Genomic DNA, 15,506 nt, shown 5'->3' on the forward strand with positions numbered 1-15,506 from the left:
CGACGATCATCAGAGAAGTCAGCCGCGAAAGGGTGATCGTTCCTCACACAACTGCAGCCGCGAACGTGAGGGCGGTTCACGCTGGAGCGATGGGATCGGATCTATCGAGGACTGCCGTGATCGAAGTGACACGCAAGTACGCCCGGGCGTATGTGGCGGCGACGAAGAAGGTCAAGGGTGCGATGCTCGACGAGTTCTGCCTCGTGACCGGGCTGTCGCGGGACCGGGCCCGGCACCTGTTGACCGCCACCGGCACCCGGCCCTCGAACGTGGCCAGGATCGACCGCCGCCGCGCGAAGCCGAGGAAGTACTCCACCGATGCCGCCAGGGTTCTGGAGCGGGTGTGGGTGCTCTCCGGCTGTGAGTGCGGCCCCTACCTGGCCGCGGACATGACCAGGCTCCTGTCGAACCTGGAGGCCAACAGTGAGCTCGCCCCGGGGCGGGGCGGTTACAGCCCGGGGGTGCGTGCCGAACTGGAGGCGATGTCCGGGGCCACGATCGACCGCTATCTGGCCGGGTTCAAGGCCACCCACGGGCTACGCGGGTTCACCACCACCCGGCCGGGTCCGCTGCTGCGGACCTCGATCCAGATCCGCAAGGCCGGCGACGAGGCCGAAGCCGAGCCCGGGTTCCTCGAGGTCGACACCGTCGCCCACTGCGGCCCCACCCTGAAGGGCGAGTTCGCCCGCTCCGTGTCGTTGACCGACGTGGTCACCGGCTGGACCCAGGTGATCGCGATCCGCAACAACGCCCGCCGCTGGATGCTTGAGGCCCTCGACCAGGCCATCGACCTGTTCCCATTCCCGATCCAAGGCCTCGACTGCGACAACGGCTCCGAGTTCATCAACCACGACGTCATCAACTGGGCCGGCCACCGCGACATCTTCTTCACCCGATCACGGCCCTACCGGAAGAACGACCAAGCCACCATCGAAGCCAAGAACAACCACATCGTGCGCCGGCGAGGGTTCTACTACCGCTACGACACCCCCACCGAACTCGCGCTCCTCAACCAGCTGTGGCCCCTCGTGGCTGACCGCGGTAACTACTTCATCTCCACCAAGAAACCCGTCGGCTGGGGCGCCGACAAGGCCGGACACCGTAAACGCATCTACGACCGCCCCAGTCCACCCCTGGACCGGCTCCTCGCCGCCCAGATCCTGTCCCCAGCCCAGCAAGCCGACCTGCTGGCCCGCCGCGAGCAGCTGAACCTGGCCGAACTCACCCGCGACATCACCCGCATCCAAGGGCTCCTGATCGCCGCCGCCAAAGACAAAACCGACGCCCTCTACACCGCCAAGCTGACCCTCCCCAGCGCCACCACAGCGATCAAGACCCCACGCACCGCCTGACCCATTTCGCGGCTAAACCATGTGAGGAACCAGGAATCATTTCGCGGCTACCTTGACATGAGGAACTACGGGCGGATGCCGGACCCCGAGCTTGCGCGATGGGGACCTCGCAGGCCCAGCCGTCGGTCACCTTCGGCTCAGCAGCCGCAGGACGTCCGGAGGATCAGCTCCGGCCGAAACACCTGCCCCGCGCCGCCCGGGTGGAGCAACTGACGGACGGCCGCCTTGGCCATCGCTCCCATGGGTACCCCGGCCGTCGTCAACGGTGGGACGGTGAACTCCGCCTCGGGTGAGCCGTCGAAGGAGGTGAGGGCGATGTCGTCGGGGACGGTGCGGCCGAGTGCGTTCAGGCCGGCGATGAGTCCGATCGCCTGCTGGTCCGACATGGTGAACACCGCGGTGCAGTCCGGGAAGTCGCGCACCAGACGCGACGCCGCCTCCCGGCCTCCTGCCGACGACCAGTTGACGCGGAGGAGGGCATCGGTGGGCAGACCGGCCTCGCCCAACACGTCGCGCCAGGCGCGCTCGCGGTCGTCGACGACGCGGTGGTTGTCAGGGGTGTCCGAGCCCGCGATCAGCGCGATCCGCCGATGCCCATGGACCTCGACGAGATGACGCACCGCCTCGCGTCCGCCGGCGTAGAAGTCCGGGTACACCGACGTGTCGTCGACGTCGGGCGGCACCAGGCTCAGCCGGACCATGGTGATCTTGTTGCGCAGAACGACCGCCATGGCGGCCGGCTCAGGCACCGCCGCGGTGATGATCCCGGCCACCAGGTGCCCACTGAGTGACTCGATCAACTGATCCAGGTGGCCCGTCGGCCCCTGCGCCAGCACCAGGTTGACGCCCTGCGCCCGCGCCTCCACCTCGACGGCCTGCGCGAGCGCCGCGAAGTAGGGGTTCCGGACGTCGGGGACGATCAGCCCCACCAGGTCCGAGCGACCCATGATCAGCGAGCGCGCGGCGGCGTTGGGGCGGTATCCGAGCTTGTCGATGGCGTCGAGGACCCGCGCCCGGGTGGCGGGGGCCACCGGACGCGGACCGTTGTTGACCACGTAGCTCACCACCGCTGAGCTCACCCCCGCGAGGCGTGCGACGTCGTCGCGGGTGGCGCCACGCGTGACGCGAGCCGCTTCGCTGGACATCGCACTCCTTCGGATCGGTGTGATCACAGGGTATTGGCCGCCGGCCCCGCCGGGAAACGGGTCAGTCGACGGCCTCCACCAGGTAGATGAGCGCGTGATCCGGATGGACGGAGGCCTCCATCAACCCGGCCGAGGACAGCACGCTGCCAGGCAGCACCACGCCGGCCTCGTCGGCCACGGGCACCAACTTCGGCGGGCGGCCGTGGGTGAGGTCCACGGTCTCCGTGGTCATGTCGCGCTTCACGCCCCACCACGACGGCGGGCGCAGCCCCGACGGAACCCGGCCCACCAGCGCCGGCGACACCCGGTAGCGGCGCTTCGGATCCAGCCCCGGCATCCGCAGCCGCCCCCGGAGGCTCGTGACGTGCGTGGAGACCGCCGCGTAGGAGTAGATGGCCCGGGACCGATCCGGCGCGACGACGCCCATGGCGGTCAGCGACTCATCCGGGAAGTCCAGCCGCACCAGGTCGCCGCCGTGCAGCAGCGAGCGGTGCTCCTTGTGGAAGGCCACCCACTCGCTGAGCTCCTCCAGCTCCGACTCCGACGCCTGGCGCAGGTCCCACTCGATCCCCAGGTGCCCGAAGATCGCGGTGGCGGCCCGGAAGTTGAGCTCGTGCGTGCGGCCGGTGGTGTGCGAGGTGCCTGAGGCGATGTGCGAGCCCAGCATCTCCGGCGGCAGCAGCTGCTGGGTCCAGCGCATCATCTGCTGGCGCTCCAGCGGGTCGATGCAGTCCGAGACCCACACGCGGTCCGTGCGCTGCAGGATGCCGAGGTCCACGCGGGCGCCGCCGGAGGAGCAGGACTCGATCTCCAGACCTGGGTGTGCGGCCTTCAGCTCGTCGATCAACCGGTAGACGGCCTGCGTCTGGGCGTGCACCCCCGCCTGTCCGAGCGGGTGGGTGCCGGCGTCGACGAGGTCGCGGTTGTGGTCCCACTTGATGTAGCTGATGTCGTACTCGGCCAGGATGGCGAGCATCTGGTCGCGGATGTAGGCGTAGCACTCGGGGATGCCGAGGTTGATCACCTGCTGAAAGCGGGTCTCCACCGGCATCCGGGAGCCGGTGGCCATGATCCACTCGGGGTGAGCGCGGGCCACGTCGGAGTCCTCGTTGACCATCTCGGGCTCGAACCACAGCCCGAACTGCATGCCGAGCTCCTTGACGCGGTTGACAAGCGGGTGGAGACCTTCCGGCCACATGTCGGTGGAGACCACCCAGTCGCCGAGGCCGGCGTGGTCGTCGCGGCGACCGCCGAACCAGCCGTCGTCGAGCACGTAGCGCTCCACGCCGACGGCGGCCGCCTTCTCCGCGAGCTCCAGGAGCGGCTGCAGGGAATGGTCGAAGTAGACCGCCTCCCACACGTTGATGGTGACCGGGCGCGTCGACGACGGGTGCTGCGGCCGCGACCTCAGGTAGCGGTGGAAGCGTCGCGCCACCTCGTCGAGGCCGACGCCGTAGGAGCCGTACAGCCAGGGAGATTCGTAGGCGGCGCCGGGCGCGAGGGTGACCTCGCCGGGAAGCAGGAGCTCGCCGCCGCCGATGAACTGCTCGCCGGTGAAGCCGCGCTCGGCGATGTGGGTGTGGTTGCCGGACCAGCCCACGTGCACGCCCCACACCTCACCCTCGGCGAAGCCGAACCCGGGGACGCCCGCGTGGAGGACGGTCGCGGCATCTGCGCCGGTGCGGCCCTTGCGGCCCTCACGGACGTGCGCGCCGACGGTGAAGGCGCGGCGCTGCGGCACCCGCTCCTTGGCCCAGCGGCCCGCCTGGTCCTGCAGCTCCGAGGCGACGGTGGGGACGGGGTAGGCGAGGATCAGGTCGTCGACGCGGTAGTCGTCGTCGCCGGTGTTGGTGAGCCGAGCCTGGCTGCGCAGCACGCCGCCGGGGGTGAGCTCGAGGGTGAGGGCCAGCTCGAGGCCGGCCACGTCGTCGGCGGCGAGAACGGTCATGCTGCCGTGCCCGAGCTCCACGAGGGTGGCCTGCTCGGCCGCGGCGTCGGTCTCCACGCCGTCGATCAGAAGGGTGTGGGTGACGAACTTCGGCGACCACGCGGCGCCGTCTGCGCGTGACCCGCTGAGCCCGGGGCGACCCATCCAGCCGGCCCAGTGCTCGGGGAGGATCGAGAGGCGGGTGGGGTCGTCGACCATGCTGGGCGCCACCGGCATGACGGCGGTGAGCGCCAGCGCGGTCGCGTCGTCGAGGGTGAGGCTGCCGAGCTCCGGGCCCCAGTGCAGGAGCGCGGGGAGCCTGCCGTCGGTGAGGTCGACGACGACGCCGACCCCCTCTGCGGACAGGGTGACGAACGCGTGGACGCGGTGGCTCATGGTGGGGATCCTCCTGGATCTGAGCGGGTTCTGTGGGGAGTGACCGGCGTGGCTTGAACTGCATTGTCCGTCGATCATCTACGCATGTAGATAACATGGTTGCACCACCCTGTAGACGAACGCAAGCGTCAATTTTGGGAGATAACGATTCTGTAACAGGGTCTTGCTCTACCGATGTGACGCGTGTAGATTTCATCATGCAAACCCGCACACCCCCCGTCAGAGATGCCGGGGCAGTCCCAAAGAGGGGAACGTGGTGAGTACACGAACACTCGAGCACAGCCTCGACACGAACCGTAAGCGCAAGAGCGACCTCCGCACTGCGCTGATGTTCATCGCCCCCGCCGCCGTCGGCTTCGTGGTTTTCTACCTCGTGCCGGCCATCCGCGGTGTCTACTTCAGCTTCACGCAGTACAACATCCTGGGCACCCCCACCTGGATCGGCACCGAGAACTTCGAGAAGATCGCGGTTGATCCGCTGTTCTGGAACGCCATGTGGGTGACCACCGGCTACGTGCTGCTCAACATCGGCTTCCAGACCATCATCGCGATCATGCTGGCCGTGATGATGCAGCGGCTGACCAAGTCCATCGCGCTGCGCGGCGCCCTCCTGCTGCCGTGGCTGATCTCCAACGTCATCGCCGCCATGCTGTGGTTCTGGCTGCTGGACTACCAGATCGGCCTGTTCAACCAGATCATCGAGTGGATGGGCGCCTCCCGGATCGCCTTCTTCGCCGACGAGGCGTGGGCCATCCCCACCATCGCCTTCGTCAACGTGTGGCGACACATGGGCTACACCGCTCTGCTGGTGTTCGCCGGCCTGCAGACCATCCCGAAGTACATCTACGAGGCCGCCTCCATCGACGGCGCCTCCGAGTGGACGTCGTTCTGGAAGATGACGCTGCCGCTGCTTCGCCCCGTGCTCGCGATGATCCTGGTCATCACGGTCACCGGCTCGTTCCAGGTGTTCGACACCGTGGCAGTGACCACTCGCGGCGGACCCGTCAACGTCACCCGCGTGATGCAGTACTACATCTACCAGAAGGCCTTCGGTGAAGGTCAGTTCGGCTACGGCAGCGCCCTGGCCGTCATCCTCTTCGTCATCCTCGCCGTCCTGGCTGCCATCCAACTGCGGATGTTGCGTGCCGGCGAGTCGGACCTGGCGTAAAGGAGTCCCATCATGGCCAATCACGCTGACACCACCACCGACGCACCGGTGAGGAAACGCAACAAGATGAGCGCTGGGCGGATCCTCGCCTGGGCGGTGATGATCGCCTTCCTGATCCTCTCGCTCTTCCCGTTCTACTGGATGCTGCGCACCGCACTGTCGACCAGCCGGTCGCTGTCGTCGGACCCGTCGTCCCTGCTACCCGTCGACTTCACGTTCGGCGCCTTCGAGCGCGTGCTCGGGCTCGCCACCCAAGAGGAGGCCATCGCCGAGGGCGGCTCCGGCGCGTCGGTGAACTTCTGGCTCTACCTGCGCAACTCGGTCATCTACGCCGGTGCGGTGACGCTCGGCCAGGTGTTCTTCTCCGCGATGGCCGCCTACGCCTTCGCTCGCCTCCGCTGGCCCGGACGCAACCTCGTGTTCGGCATCTTCCTCGGCGCACTGCTGGTGCCGCCGATCTTCACCAGCCTCCCCAACTTCCTGCTGATCAAGAACCTCGGCCTGCTCAACACCTTCCCGGGCATGATCCTGCCGACGTTCCTCATGACTCCGTTCGCCATCTTCTTCCTGCGCCAGTTCTTCCTGGGCATCAACCGGGAGATCGAGGAGTCTGCCTCGCTCGACGGGGCAGGGCCCTGGCGCACGTTCTTCAAGATCATCCTGCCGATGAGCACCGCGCCCATCACCACCCTGGGGATCCTCACCTTCATCACCACCTGGAACGACTACTTCTGGCCGCTTCTGGTGGGCAACTCAGAGGGCACCAAGGTGCTCACCGTCGCGCTCGGCGTGTTCAGGTCTCAGACCCCCGCCGGCTCGCCGGACTGGGCCGGCCTCATGGCCGCCACCCTCGTGGCAGCGGTCCCCGTCCTCATCCTGTTCTTCATGTTCGCCCGCAAGATCATCGATTCGATCGGCTACTCGGGCAGCAAGTAGCCCGCGGTAGTCACCCTCCCTCCGTCCGCCCTCTCTCCCCACCCCTTCCCGAAAGGAACAGCAATGCCGAAGTTCACCCTCCGCAAGGCCGGCACCGCCCTCGCGGCAGTCACCGCCCTGTCCCTGTCGCTGACCGCTTGTGGCGGCGACACCGAGCCCACCGCCACCACCGGCGGCGGCGAGGCCATCGACACCAGCGCCGCCTCCGGCGAGATCGACTACTGGCTCTGGGACAACAACCAGAAGCCCGCCTACGAGCAGTGCGCCGCCGACTTCGCCGCTGAGTCCGGCGTCACCGTCACCATCACCCAGTACGCCTGGGACGATTACTGGTCCGGCATCACCAACGGCTTCGTGGCCGGCACCGCCCCGGACGTGTTCACCAACCACCTGTCGCGGTACCCGGAGTTCGTCACCCAGGGCCAGCTGCAGTCCCTGACTGCCACCCTCGAGGCCGACGGCGTGGATGTCGACGGCTACCAGGAGGGCCTCGCGGACCTCTGGGTGGGCCAGGACGGCGAGCGCTACGGCCTGCCGAAGGACTTCGACACCGTGGCCATCTTCTACAACAAGGCCCTCATCGCCGACGCCGGCGTCGACGAGGCCGAGTTGGCCACCCTCGAATGGAACCCTGAGGACGGCGGCACCTACGAGGAGATGATCGCCCACCTCACCATCGACACCAACGGTGTTCGCGGCGACGAGCCCGGCTTCGACAAGGACAGGGTCGCGGTGTACGGCCTCGGCCTCGACGGAGGCTCGGGCGGCGGCAACGGCCAGACGCAGTGGAGCATGTACACCGGCACCACGGACTGGACCATGACCGACAAGAACCCCTGGGGCACCAAGTACAACTACGACGCCGCCGAGTTCAAGGACACCATCTCCTGGATGGCCTCGCTGGCCGAGAAGGGCTACATGCCCACCGTCGAGGCCGTCACCGGTCAGAGCTCCGGCGACATCTTCGGCGCCGGCAAGTACGCCATGATCACCAACGGCTCGTGGATGATCAACCAGATGTTCGGCTACACCGGCATCGAGACCGGCCTGGCCCCCACCCCCACCGGCCCCTCCGGTGAGCGCGCCTCCATGTACAACGGCCTGGCTGACTCCGTGTGGGCCGGCTCGGACAACAAGGCCGCGGCCATCAAGTGGGTTGAGTACCTCGGCTCGGCTGCCTGCCAGGACATCGTCGGCGAGGCCGGCGTCGTCTTCCCGGCCATCCCGTCGGCCACCGAGAAGGCGCAGGCTGCCTTCGCGGATCGTGGGATCGACGTGGAGCCGTTCCTGGTGCACGTGAACGAGGGCACCACCTTCCTGTTCCCGATCACCGACTACGCCTCGCAGATCACCGGCATCATGCAGCCGGCGGTTGACGCGGTGTTCACCGGTGCGGCCGACGCCGACTCCCTGGATGCGGCAAACGAGCAGGTCAACGCCCTGTTCAACGGCTGATCTACTGATTGACGAGGGGCCGGGCGGGCGACCGCCCGGCCCCTTCGTCCGGTCTGACTGACGCACGTGATCTTCCTGCCCCATGGGCCGCTCCCGGCGGCCCGGCCACTGAGTTGAGCAAATGGCAGGGCTCGCGGAGATCCCCAGGCTCAGGTCACGCGTGGGGAGCCCCGCGAGAACCGCCAGTTTCTCAAACCACCACCCCCCAGAGGAGAAGTGATGCCAACTCTCACCCTTCCGGCCCCTGACCTCGTCCGGGTTCAGCTCGGGTCCTGCGACGCCTGGCGCGCCCCGTCCGCCGCCGGCGTCCTCGTCGACCTCCGTCCCGAGGGCGAGGGCCTCTCCGTCGCCGTGTCGGCGGTCGGGCCGCTGAGCCGGATCCACCTGCGCTGGCGGCGGCCAATGCCCGCCGACGCGCTCATTCTCGGCGACGAGTGGGAGTGCACCTACGGCGACACCTGCTGGCAGCCACTCCGCGCCGAGGCCGTCCACCCGTGGATGGTGCTCATCCACTCTCCCTCGGCCCGCACCACCTGGGGCGCGGGCGTCGACGTCCGCGCCGGATCCTTCGCGTTCTGGACGGTGGACGACGGCGGGGTGTCGCTCTGGCTCGACGTGCGCGCCGGCTCGGACCCCGTCGAGCTGGGGGACCGCGAGCTGACGGCCGCCGTCGTCCGGTGGGTCTCGGGCGGTGAGCCGTTCGAGACCCAGGGTGAGCTGGCCTCGGCGCTCTGCCGCGACCCTCGCCCCTCCGGGCCCCTCGTCGGGGCCAACAACTGGTACTACGCCTACGGGCGTGGGTTCGACGCCGATGCGGTGGTCCGCGACGCCCGCACTGTCGCGGAGCTGGTCGGCGACCATCTCGTCCGCCCCTTCGGCGTCGTCGACGACGGGTGGAGCCTCGACGGCACCGCCGACGGGCTGCCGGCCTCCGGCGGCCCGTGGGACGTGGGCCGCCCCGTCGAGTTCCCGGACATGGCGGAGGTGGCGGCCAGGATCGCGGCCGAGGGCGTGCGGCCAGGGATCTGGTTCCGGCCACTGCAGCATCGGTGGGAGCCCGAGGCCGGCGGGCTGCGCCCGTGGGAGGGAGGCTGGGCGCTGGACCCCAGCCACCCCGCGACCCTTGAGCGCGTCGCCGATGACGTGCGACGCATCCGCGCCTGGGGCTTCGAGCTGATCAAGCACGACTTCTCCACCTTCGAGGCACTCGGCCAGTGGGGCCCGACGATGGGCCCGCACCCCATCGCCGACGGCGTGCACGTGCACGACAGGACGCGGACCACCGCCGAGGTGCTGGTGGACTTCTACCGGGCGATCAGGGAGGCGGCCGACGGCGGGGTGGTGCTGGGCTGCAACGTGGTCGGTCACCTGGCGGCCGGCCTGGTCGAGGCGCAGCGCACGGGTGATGACACCTCCGGCCTCGTGTGGGAGCGCACCCGGCGGGTGGGGGTCAACACGCTGGCGTTCCGTGCGGCGCAGCACAGGCGGTTCTTCACCGTCGACGCGGACTGCGTGCCCAGCACGCCCGGAACGGACTGGGCGAAGAACCGTCAGTTCCTGGACCTGATCGCACGGTCCGGGACGGCGTTGTTCGTGTCGGTGGACCCGGCGACGAGGACCGATGCGGTGGACGCCGATCTGTCGGCGGCGCTGCGCCTGGCGCTCGACGGCGGGGTGCCCGGGGGAGTGGAGCCGCTCGACTGGCTGCACACCTCGACCCCGTCGCTCTGGCGATCCGGTGGCGAGACGGTGCGCTACGAGTGGATGGCCGACGAGGGGTCGGACCCCTTCGACGCAACGGGGGACGCCGCCCCGCCCGCCGCTGAGGACACCGCGGGCTGAGGCGTGAACAGCGGCGCTCCTCGCCATCGTCAAGAACGCAGCATGGCCGGTGTGATTTCTGAGGAATCCAGGTGACTTCGTGGCCGCTCGGCTGGCTGTCAGGGCGGCCGCTTCGCCCGCCTCAGCCTGCGGAGGTGGGCCACCTTGCGCCACCACATCGTGCGGATTGGTAGGTTCGGGGCATGCGTTGGGTGATCCGGATCCTGCTGGCCTTCGTCGCACTCGCGGTCATCGCCGGCGCCGCCGGCTACTGGTACGCGCGCCCGCTCCTCCTCACCGGCACCGGCTACGCCGCCCACAATGCGTGCGCGCTCACACGGATCGCGGACCGACCCGCCGGCGACGACCTCCCGCCCAACGCACTCGTGCCCTACCTGCGCACCAGCACCACCGACGACGGCGCCCGCACCTCCGTCCTGGGAGCGATCGTCGGGCAGCGAGCCTGGTACTCCGCCGGCTTCGGCTGCACCCTCGCCGACCGCGCCCCAGACCTCGGCGACCCCACACCCGCCAGCCCCAACCCGCTCACCTCGGCGCCCGCGCCCGCCCCCTCCGCGGAGCTCGACGCCGCCGTCGGCCTGGCGTTCGGTGACGACCTCGACGCCGCCGCCCGCGACGACCTGGGCACCCGCGCCGTCGTCGTCCTCCACGACGGGCAACTCGTGGCCGAGCGCTACGCCGACGGCTTCACCGCGCAGACCCCGCAGCTCGGCTGGTCGATGGCCAAGAGCGTGGCCAACCTGCTGACCGGGGTGATGGTGGCCAACGACAGGGTCGCCGTCGACGACGACGCGCTGCGACCGGAGTGGACCGACGCCCGCCGCGACATCACCGTCGACGACCTGATGCGCGGCACGAGCGGACTGCAGTGGGACGAGACCTACGATCTCGGCACACCCATCACCCGGATGCTGTACCTGGAAGAGGACATGGCGGACTATGTCGCGGGACTGCCGCTGGCCCACACCCCGGGCGACTACCAGCAGTATTCGAGTGGCGGCACGAACCTGCTGTGCTCGGTGCTGACCGAGCAGGCCGGGGTCGACGCCGACCTGCCACGACGGGGGCTGCTGGTGCCGCTGGGGTTGTCGTCGGCGGTGTGGGAGGCCGACGCGACCGGCACGCCGGTGTGCAGCTCCTACCTCTGGGCGACCCCCCGCGACTGGGCGAGCATGGGGCAGTTCGCGCTGCAGGACGGTGTGTGGGAGGGGGGCCGGCTGCTGCCGGAGGGGTGGATGGCGGCGTCCACGACGGTGACGGAGGTCGCCGAGAGCGAGGAGGTGGGGTACGCGGCCGGATGGTGGGTCAATCAGCTGCCCGACGGGTCGCTCGTCGATGGTTCGCTCCCGGCTGATGCCTACTGGGCGACGGGACACGACGGGCAGCGGATGTACGTGGTGCCGTCGGCTGGCCTGGTGGTGGTGCGGTTGGGGTTCAGCCCGGATGTCGCGGGGGAGGATCTTCGGGTGGGCGCACTGGTGGCGGAGTTGGTGTCGCGGCTTGGGTGATCGGGCGCGAAGCGCGGAAACGTGCCAGGACTGACACCCACCCCACCCTGCCTTCAGCGTGGCTGCCACCACTAGGGACCCGTCTCCGCTGGGTCCGGGCACCACAGACCTTGCTGCGGAGGGTGCACTCGCTGAAGCCTGACTCGCCGCGCCGGAGGTTCCGGAACGAAGACATCGAACCTCCGGTTGTCATGCGTCCGAGTGTGGACTGGGCCCATCCGTGTGGGATCCCCCGGGGGGCTTCAGGCGTCCCTGCGCTCGAACCAGAGCCAGGCCGTCGTCAGGACCGCGACGCCGACGCCCGCGGCGAGGAACGTCCACGCGGGGATCAACAGCGACGCGGTGCTGACTGCGTAGGGCGCGAGAAATCCGATGTAGGTGAGGCTGTAAACCACGGCGGTCGTCGGGGCCATCAGGTGCGGCGGCGTGTGGTGCTCGACGATCGTGATGCTGCCGACCATGAGGAGGCCGTGCGCCGCCCCCAACACCACCGCGGCGGGAACCAGCCACAGGGGGTGGGGGAACAACGCGGCGGCGGTCGCGACCATCATGCCGAGGGTCAGCACGGCCATGCCCAGCGGTGGCGTCCGGCCCGGGTCATGGTGGGCGTAGCGTCGGACCGACGGCTGCACCATCACGCTGGTCCCGAGGGTGAGTCCTGCGGTCAGGCCCGCGGCGGCCACGCGGGGCAGGCCAGGGACAGGGCCCACTAGGGCTGGGGTCACGGCGAAGGCGACCGTCGCGGCCCCGAACACCCAGGGCGCGGAGGGCACGATCAGCTTCCAGAACCAGCCGTGCATCAAGTGCCGCGCGGCGGCCGCGACCGTCGGGGTGGGCTGGCCGGACGTGTCGAGCTCGGGCGCGTTCCAGACGATGGCCGCGGCGACGGCCTGCACGATCAGGTGCACCGCGTAGGCGAGCTGGAGCGGTGCCGGGAACCACTGCGCGAGGAGGCCGGCGACCATGGGTCCGATCGCGAAGCCGGCCGTCAACGCCACCGTGGAACGGCGGGCGCCCGTCCCCAGCGGCAGCCCGGCGGACAGCTCCTTCACCCACGCCGTGCCGGGCGCCATGACGAACCCGACCCCGATCCCGGACGCGATGCGCCCGGCGAACAGCAGCCCGGGGGAGTCGGCGCCGAGCAGCAACAGGGCGCTGCCCAGCAGCATCAGCACCGAGGAGATCCGCACCATCAGGCGCTTGCCCTGGTGCTGCGACATCCACGCAGCGGCGAGCAGGGCGGGCACGAGGCCCCCGACGTACGCGGCGAACATGCCCGTCACCAGTTGCTCGGACAGCCCTCGCTCGTCCCGGTAGACAAGCAGCATCGGCGCGAACTGGTTGGCGCCCCAGCCCGCGGCCAGCATGGCCAGCGCCACCCGCCGCCAGGTGCGCGGGGTGGCGGTGGCATGCAGGGCGTCCATGCGTTCATCCTCGCGCGTCTCGACGTTGGCCGCCCGGTCCGCCAAGTAGCGACGCGGTGGTCCGCGACTTCGAAGGAGATGTGCTCGACCCCCCCCGGGGGCCGGGGACTCGGCCTCGGGCTTGACGCAACGGAATACGGGCGTATTGTGAATACATTCGTATTCCAGGAGGTCCCGTGTCCATCCATCTCGCACCCAGAACCGATCCCGCCGCGCCGGCCCGTCCGCTAGCCAGCTGGGACACCCGCCACCCGTGGCGGATCGCTGCCGCCGTCGGGCTGGGTGGGGTGCTGCTGACCGCCGTCGGCATGGGGGTCGTCGACGCGCGGGGGCTGCACGGCGCGACGGCGCTACTCATCCCGGCCGCGTTCGTCTGGCTCTCCGCCATTCTGGGGTTGCTGGTGATGTGGCGGTCCCGTCCGCCGATGGCTGACTACGGCTTCCGTCGGCCCGAGGGCGTGAACCGGGTCTTCTGGGCTCTCCCGCTGATTGCCGTGGTGGTGATCGTGATAGCCACCTCGGAGATCCGGCTGGTCCCCGCGACACTCGCCGCCTCAACCCTGCTGGCGGTCGCCGTCGGCTTCAACGAGGAGATCTGGTTCCGCGGCCTGCTTCTGGCCGCCCTTCGCCAGCTCGGTGCGCGCCGCTCCATCGTGGCCTCTTCGGCGATCTTCGGTGCCCTGCATCTGACCAACGTCTTCACCGGTCAACCGCTGCCCCACCTGCTGGCGCAGTTCGCGTTCGCCTGCCTGGTGGGCTTCGTGCTGGCCGAGGTCGTCGCACTGACGGGCAGCCTGTGGGTCGGAATCGTGTGGCACGTGGTCTACGACGCGGTGGCGTTCACCGTCGTCGACGACTTCACCGACCGCGGGTTGGTGGGGCTGACGGTGATCGTCGTGATTCTGACCGCCTACGCTGCCTGGCTGTGGCGGGCGCTCCCTGTGGACGGGCCGCGTGTCGCGGTGGCAGGCTGACCCGGTGCAGCTGACTCCGCGACAGACCGAGTTCGCCGACGCCGCCCTGCGGATGCTGGTGCGCGAGGGCATGGCGGCGGTGAGCTTCCGGACGGTCGCGGCGGAGGCGGGGATGTCGGTGGGGGCGGTGCAGAAGGCGTTCCCTACCAAGGACGAGATGCTGCGCGCGATGTTCGCGCGGCTGCGGGCGACGGCGTCCGCCCCTGTCCTGTCCGAGCCCGGGAGGCCGACGCTGAGCGGCTGGCTGGTGGACCTCATGGTCGCGGTTCTGCCCCTCGACGGGCCCCGTCGTGCCGCCGAGCTGCAGGGTGCCGCGTTCGCCGAGCGGGCCGCCTTCGACCCCGCCATCGCCGACGCGGTGGCGTCGTCGGACCGGGAGCTGCGGGTCGCGATCGAGGGGCTGGTGAACCGGGCCCGGGCCGAGGGCGAGGTGCCGGGCTCGGTGGACGCGGACGCCGTCGCGTGGGGGGTGCTGGCGTTCATGCAGGGGATGGCGAGCCAGCTCCTGTACGACCCCGTGCCAGAGGATGAGGTCCGACGGCAGTGCGAGTGGGTCGTCGACGGCCTGCTCAGCGCCTGAGGGCGCCCGGTTGTCAGGCGAGGGTCTTGGCCAGGGACTCGCCGCGACGCTCGAAGCCGACGTGTTCGAGATAGTGGCGGTGGACGTCGGTGGAGGGCGACGCGGTCACCTCCCGGATCCCGTGGGCGCGCAGGGCGCTGGTCCTCGACCCGTAGATCCAGCGCCCCAGCTGGGAGTCGCGGTAGGCGGGGAGGACGTAGTCCAAGGTGAGGTGGAGGGTGTCGCCGTCGCGCGTGCCGAGCACCGCTCCGGCCGGCATGCCCTCGCGCATGAGGACGAAGGCGGTGTCGGCGGGGCGCTGCTCGTACTCGGGCTGGGACCGGCGGATGTCGTCGAGGTGTGAGTGGAGGAAGTCGACGAGGAAGGGCGCGTCCGGGGTGATGGGCGTGGCGCCGAGGTCTGACTTGCTGCTGAACTCCTTGTAGAGCGCGATGCAGTGGAGGACGACGATGGTGGCGTTGGCGAGGATGATGGGGACCGAGCCGATCAGGACGCCGTAGGCCACGTAGAACACGGACCCGACCAGCGAGACGGTGCGGATCTTCACGATGGAGCTCATCGCGAAGGACAGCACCACGAAGGCCGAGGCGATGTAGCCGACGAGCTCTACCCAGTTCATGTTCCGCATTCCTTCGCTTGCTGGCCGTGGTGTACCGGCGGTCGAGCCGGGCGGGGCCTGGGAAGGCCCTCTTCGCACACCTGGGATCTCCTCGCACACCGTATACGGGCTGCGAGGACGACGGCGGTGTGCGACGTGGGGCCAGCGGGGTTGGGTGTTGCGAAGGGGGCCGACGGGTGG

12 protein-coding genes are annotated in these 15,506 nt (G+C 69.6%); 8 read left to right on the plus strand and 4 right to left on the minus strand.

What is annotated here, in order from left to right:
* Positions 1-116 precede the first annotated feature (116 nt).
* A complete protein-coding gene (locus ACZK39_RS14015; protein ID WP_463612408.1) occupies positions 117-1,352 on the plus strand; it encodes an integrase catalytic domain-containing protein in 1,236 nt (411 codons plus the stop codon).
* 137 nt (positions 1,353-1,489) lie between these two features.
* Here the strand turns inward: ACZK39_RS14015 and ACZK39_RS14020 are convergent, their stop codons facing one another.
* Together ACZK39_RS14020 and ACZK39_RS14025 are read right to left on the minus strand one after the other, a co-directional pair.
* Complete coding sequence (locus ACZK39_RS14020) at positions 1,490-2,497, minus strand: LacI family DNA-binding transcriptional regulator (protein WP_463613645.1); 1,008 nt, start codon at positions 2,495-2,497, stop codon at positions 1,490-1,492.
* Positions 2,498-2,558: 61 nt separating this feature from the next.
* Entirely contained in the window at positions 2,559-4,820 is a 2,262-nt protein-coding gene (locus ACZK39_RS14025; protein ID WP_463613646.1) for an alpha-galactosidase, read from the minus strand.
* A gap of 256 nt (positions 4,821-5,076) precedes the next feature.
* Here ACZK39_RS14025 and ACZK39_RS14030 point away from each other — a divergent pair, with 256 nt between their 5' ends.
* The 5 genes from ACZK39_RS14030 to ACZK39_RS14050 all read left to right on the plus strand — a co-directional run bounded on the left by ACZK39_RS14030 (position 5,077) and on the right by ACZK39_RS14050 (position 11,729).
* Positions 5,077-5,988, plus strand: coding sequence for a carbohydrate ABC transporter permease (locus ACZK39_RS14030; protein ID WP_463613647.1), 912 nt, complete (start codon positions 5,077-5,079; stop codon positions 5,986-5,988).
* 12 nt (positions 5,989-6,000) lie between these two features.
* Entirely contained in the window at positions 6,001-6,924 is a 924-nt protein-coding gene (locus tag ACZK39_RS14035) for a carbohydrate ABC transporter permease (protein ID WP_182783305.1), read from the plus strand.
* Between the two features lie 63 nt (positions 6,925-6,987).
* Positions 6,988-8,379: an ABC transporter substrate-binding protein gene (locus ACZK39_RS14040; RefSeq protein ID WP_182783306.1), complete on the plus strand. Its 1,392-nt coding sequence runs from the start codon at positions 6,988-6,990 to the stop codon at positions 8,377-8,379.
* A gap of 219 nt (positions 8,380-8,598) precedes the next feature.
* Positions 8,599-10,221, plus strand: a complete 1,623-nt coding sequence (locus tag ACZK39_RS14045; protein WP_463613648.1) for an alpha-amylase family protein — start codon at positions 8,599-8,601, stop codon at positions 10,219-10,221.
* Positions 10,222-10,403: 182 nt separating this feature from the next.
* Positions 10,404-11,729, plus strand: a complete 1,326-nt coding sequence (locus tag ACZK39_RS14050; protein ID WP_463613649.1) for a serine hydrolase domain-containing protein — start codon at positions 10,404-10,406, stop codon at positions 11,727-11,729.
* Positions 11,730-11,971: 242 nt separating this feature from the next.
* Here ACZK39_RS14050 and ACZK39_RS14055 read toward each other — a convergent pair whose 3' ends face one another.
* Positions 11,972-13,153: an MFS transporter gene (locus tag ACZK39_RS14055; protein WP_459056045.1), complete on the minus strand. Its 1,182-nt coding sequence runs from the start codon at positions 13,151-13,153 to the stop codon at positions 11,972-11,974.
* Positions 13,154-13,329: 176 nt separating this feature from the next.
* Here ACZK39_RS14055 and ACZK39_RS14060 point away from each other — a divergent pair, with 176 nt between their 5' ends.
* Positions 13,330-14,127, plus strand: a complete 798-nt coding sequence (locus ACZK39_RS14060; RefSeq protein ID WP_463613650.1) for a CPBP family intramembrane glutamic endopeptidase — start codon at positions 13,330-13,332, stop codon at positions 14,125-14,127.
* 4 nt (positions 14,128-14,131) lie between these two features.
* A complete protein-coding gene (locus ACZK39_RS14065; protein WP_463613651.1) occupies positions 14,132-14,707 on the plus strand; it encodes a TetR/AcrR family transcriptional regulator in 576 nt (191 codons plus the stop codon).
* A gap of 13 nt (positions 14,708-14,720) precedes the next feature.
* On the opposite strand, the gene ACZK39_RS14070 is transcribed toward ACZK39_RS14065, so the two are convergent.
* Positions 14,721-15,326, minus strand: a complete 606-nt coding sequence (locus ACZK39_RS14070) for a GNAT family N-acetyltransferase (RefSeq protein WP_463613652.1) — start codon at positions 15,324-15,326, stop codon at positions 14,721-14,723.
* Positions 15,327-15,506 lie beyond the last annotated feature (180 nt).

This window comes from Tessaracoccus luoxuelianae (genome assembly GCF_055326245.1).

What these genes read in the sequence shown, in the direction of transcription:
- ACZK39_RS14020 (WP_463613645.1), bottom strand. Translation starts at nt 2,497, where the DNA reads ATGTCCAGCGAAGCGGCTCGCGTCACGCGTGGCGCCACCCGCGACGAC.
- ACZK39_RS14025 (WP_463613646.1), bottom strand. Translation starts at nt 4,820, where the DNA reads ATGAGCCACCGCGTCCACGCGTTCGTCACCCTGTCCGCAGAGGGGGTC.
- ACZK39_RS14035 (WP_182783305.1), top strand. Translation starts at nt 6,001, where the DNA reads ATGGCCAATCACGCTGACACCACCACCGACGCACCGGTGAGGAAACGC.
- ACZK39_RS14040 (WP_182783306.1), top strand. Translation starts at nt 6,988, where the DNA reads ATGCCGAAGTTCACCCTCCGCAAGGCCGGCACCGCCCTCGCGGCAGTC.
- ACZK39_RS14045 (WP_463613648.1), top strand. Translation starts at nt 8,599, where the DNA reads ATGCCAACTCTCACCCTTCCGGCCCCTGACCTCGTCCGGGTTCAGCTC.
- ACZK39_RS14050 (WP_463613649.1), top strand. Translation starts at nt 10,404, where the DNA reads ATGCGTTGGGTGATCCGGATCCTGCTGGCCTTCGTCGCACTCGCGGTC.
- ACZK39_RS14055 (WP_459056045.1), bottom strand. Translation starts at nt 13,153, where the DNA reads ATGGACGCCCTGCATGCCACCGCCACCCCGCGCACCTGGCGGCGGGTG.
- ACZK39_RS14070 (WP_463613652.1), bottom strand. Translation starts at nt 15,326, where the DNA reads ATGAACTGGGTAGAGCTCGTCGGCTACATCGCCTCGGCCTTCGTGGTG.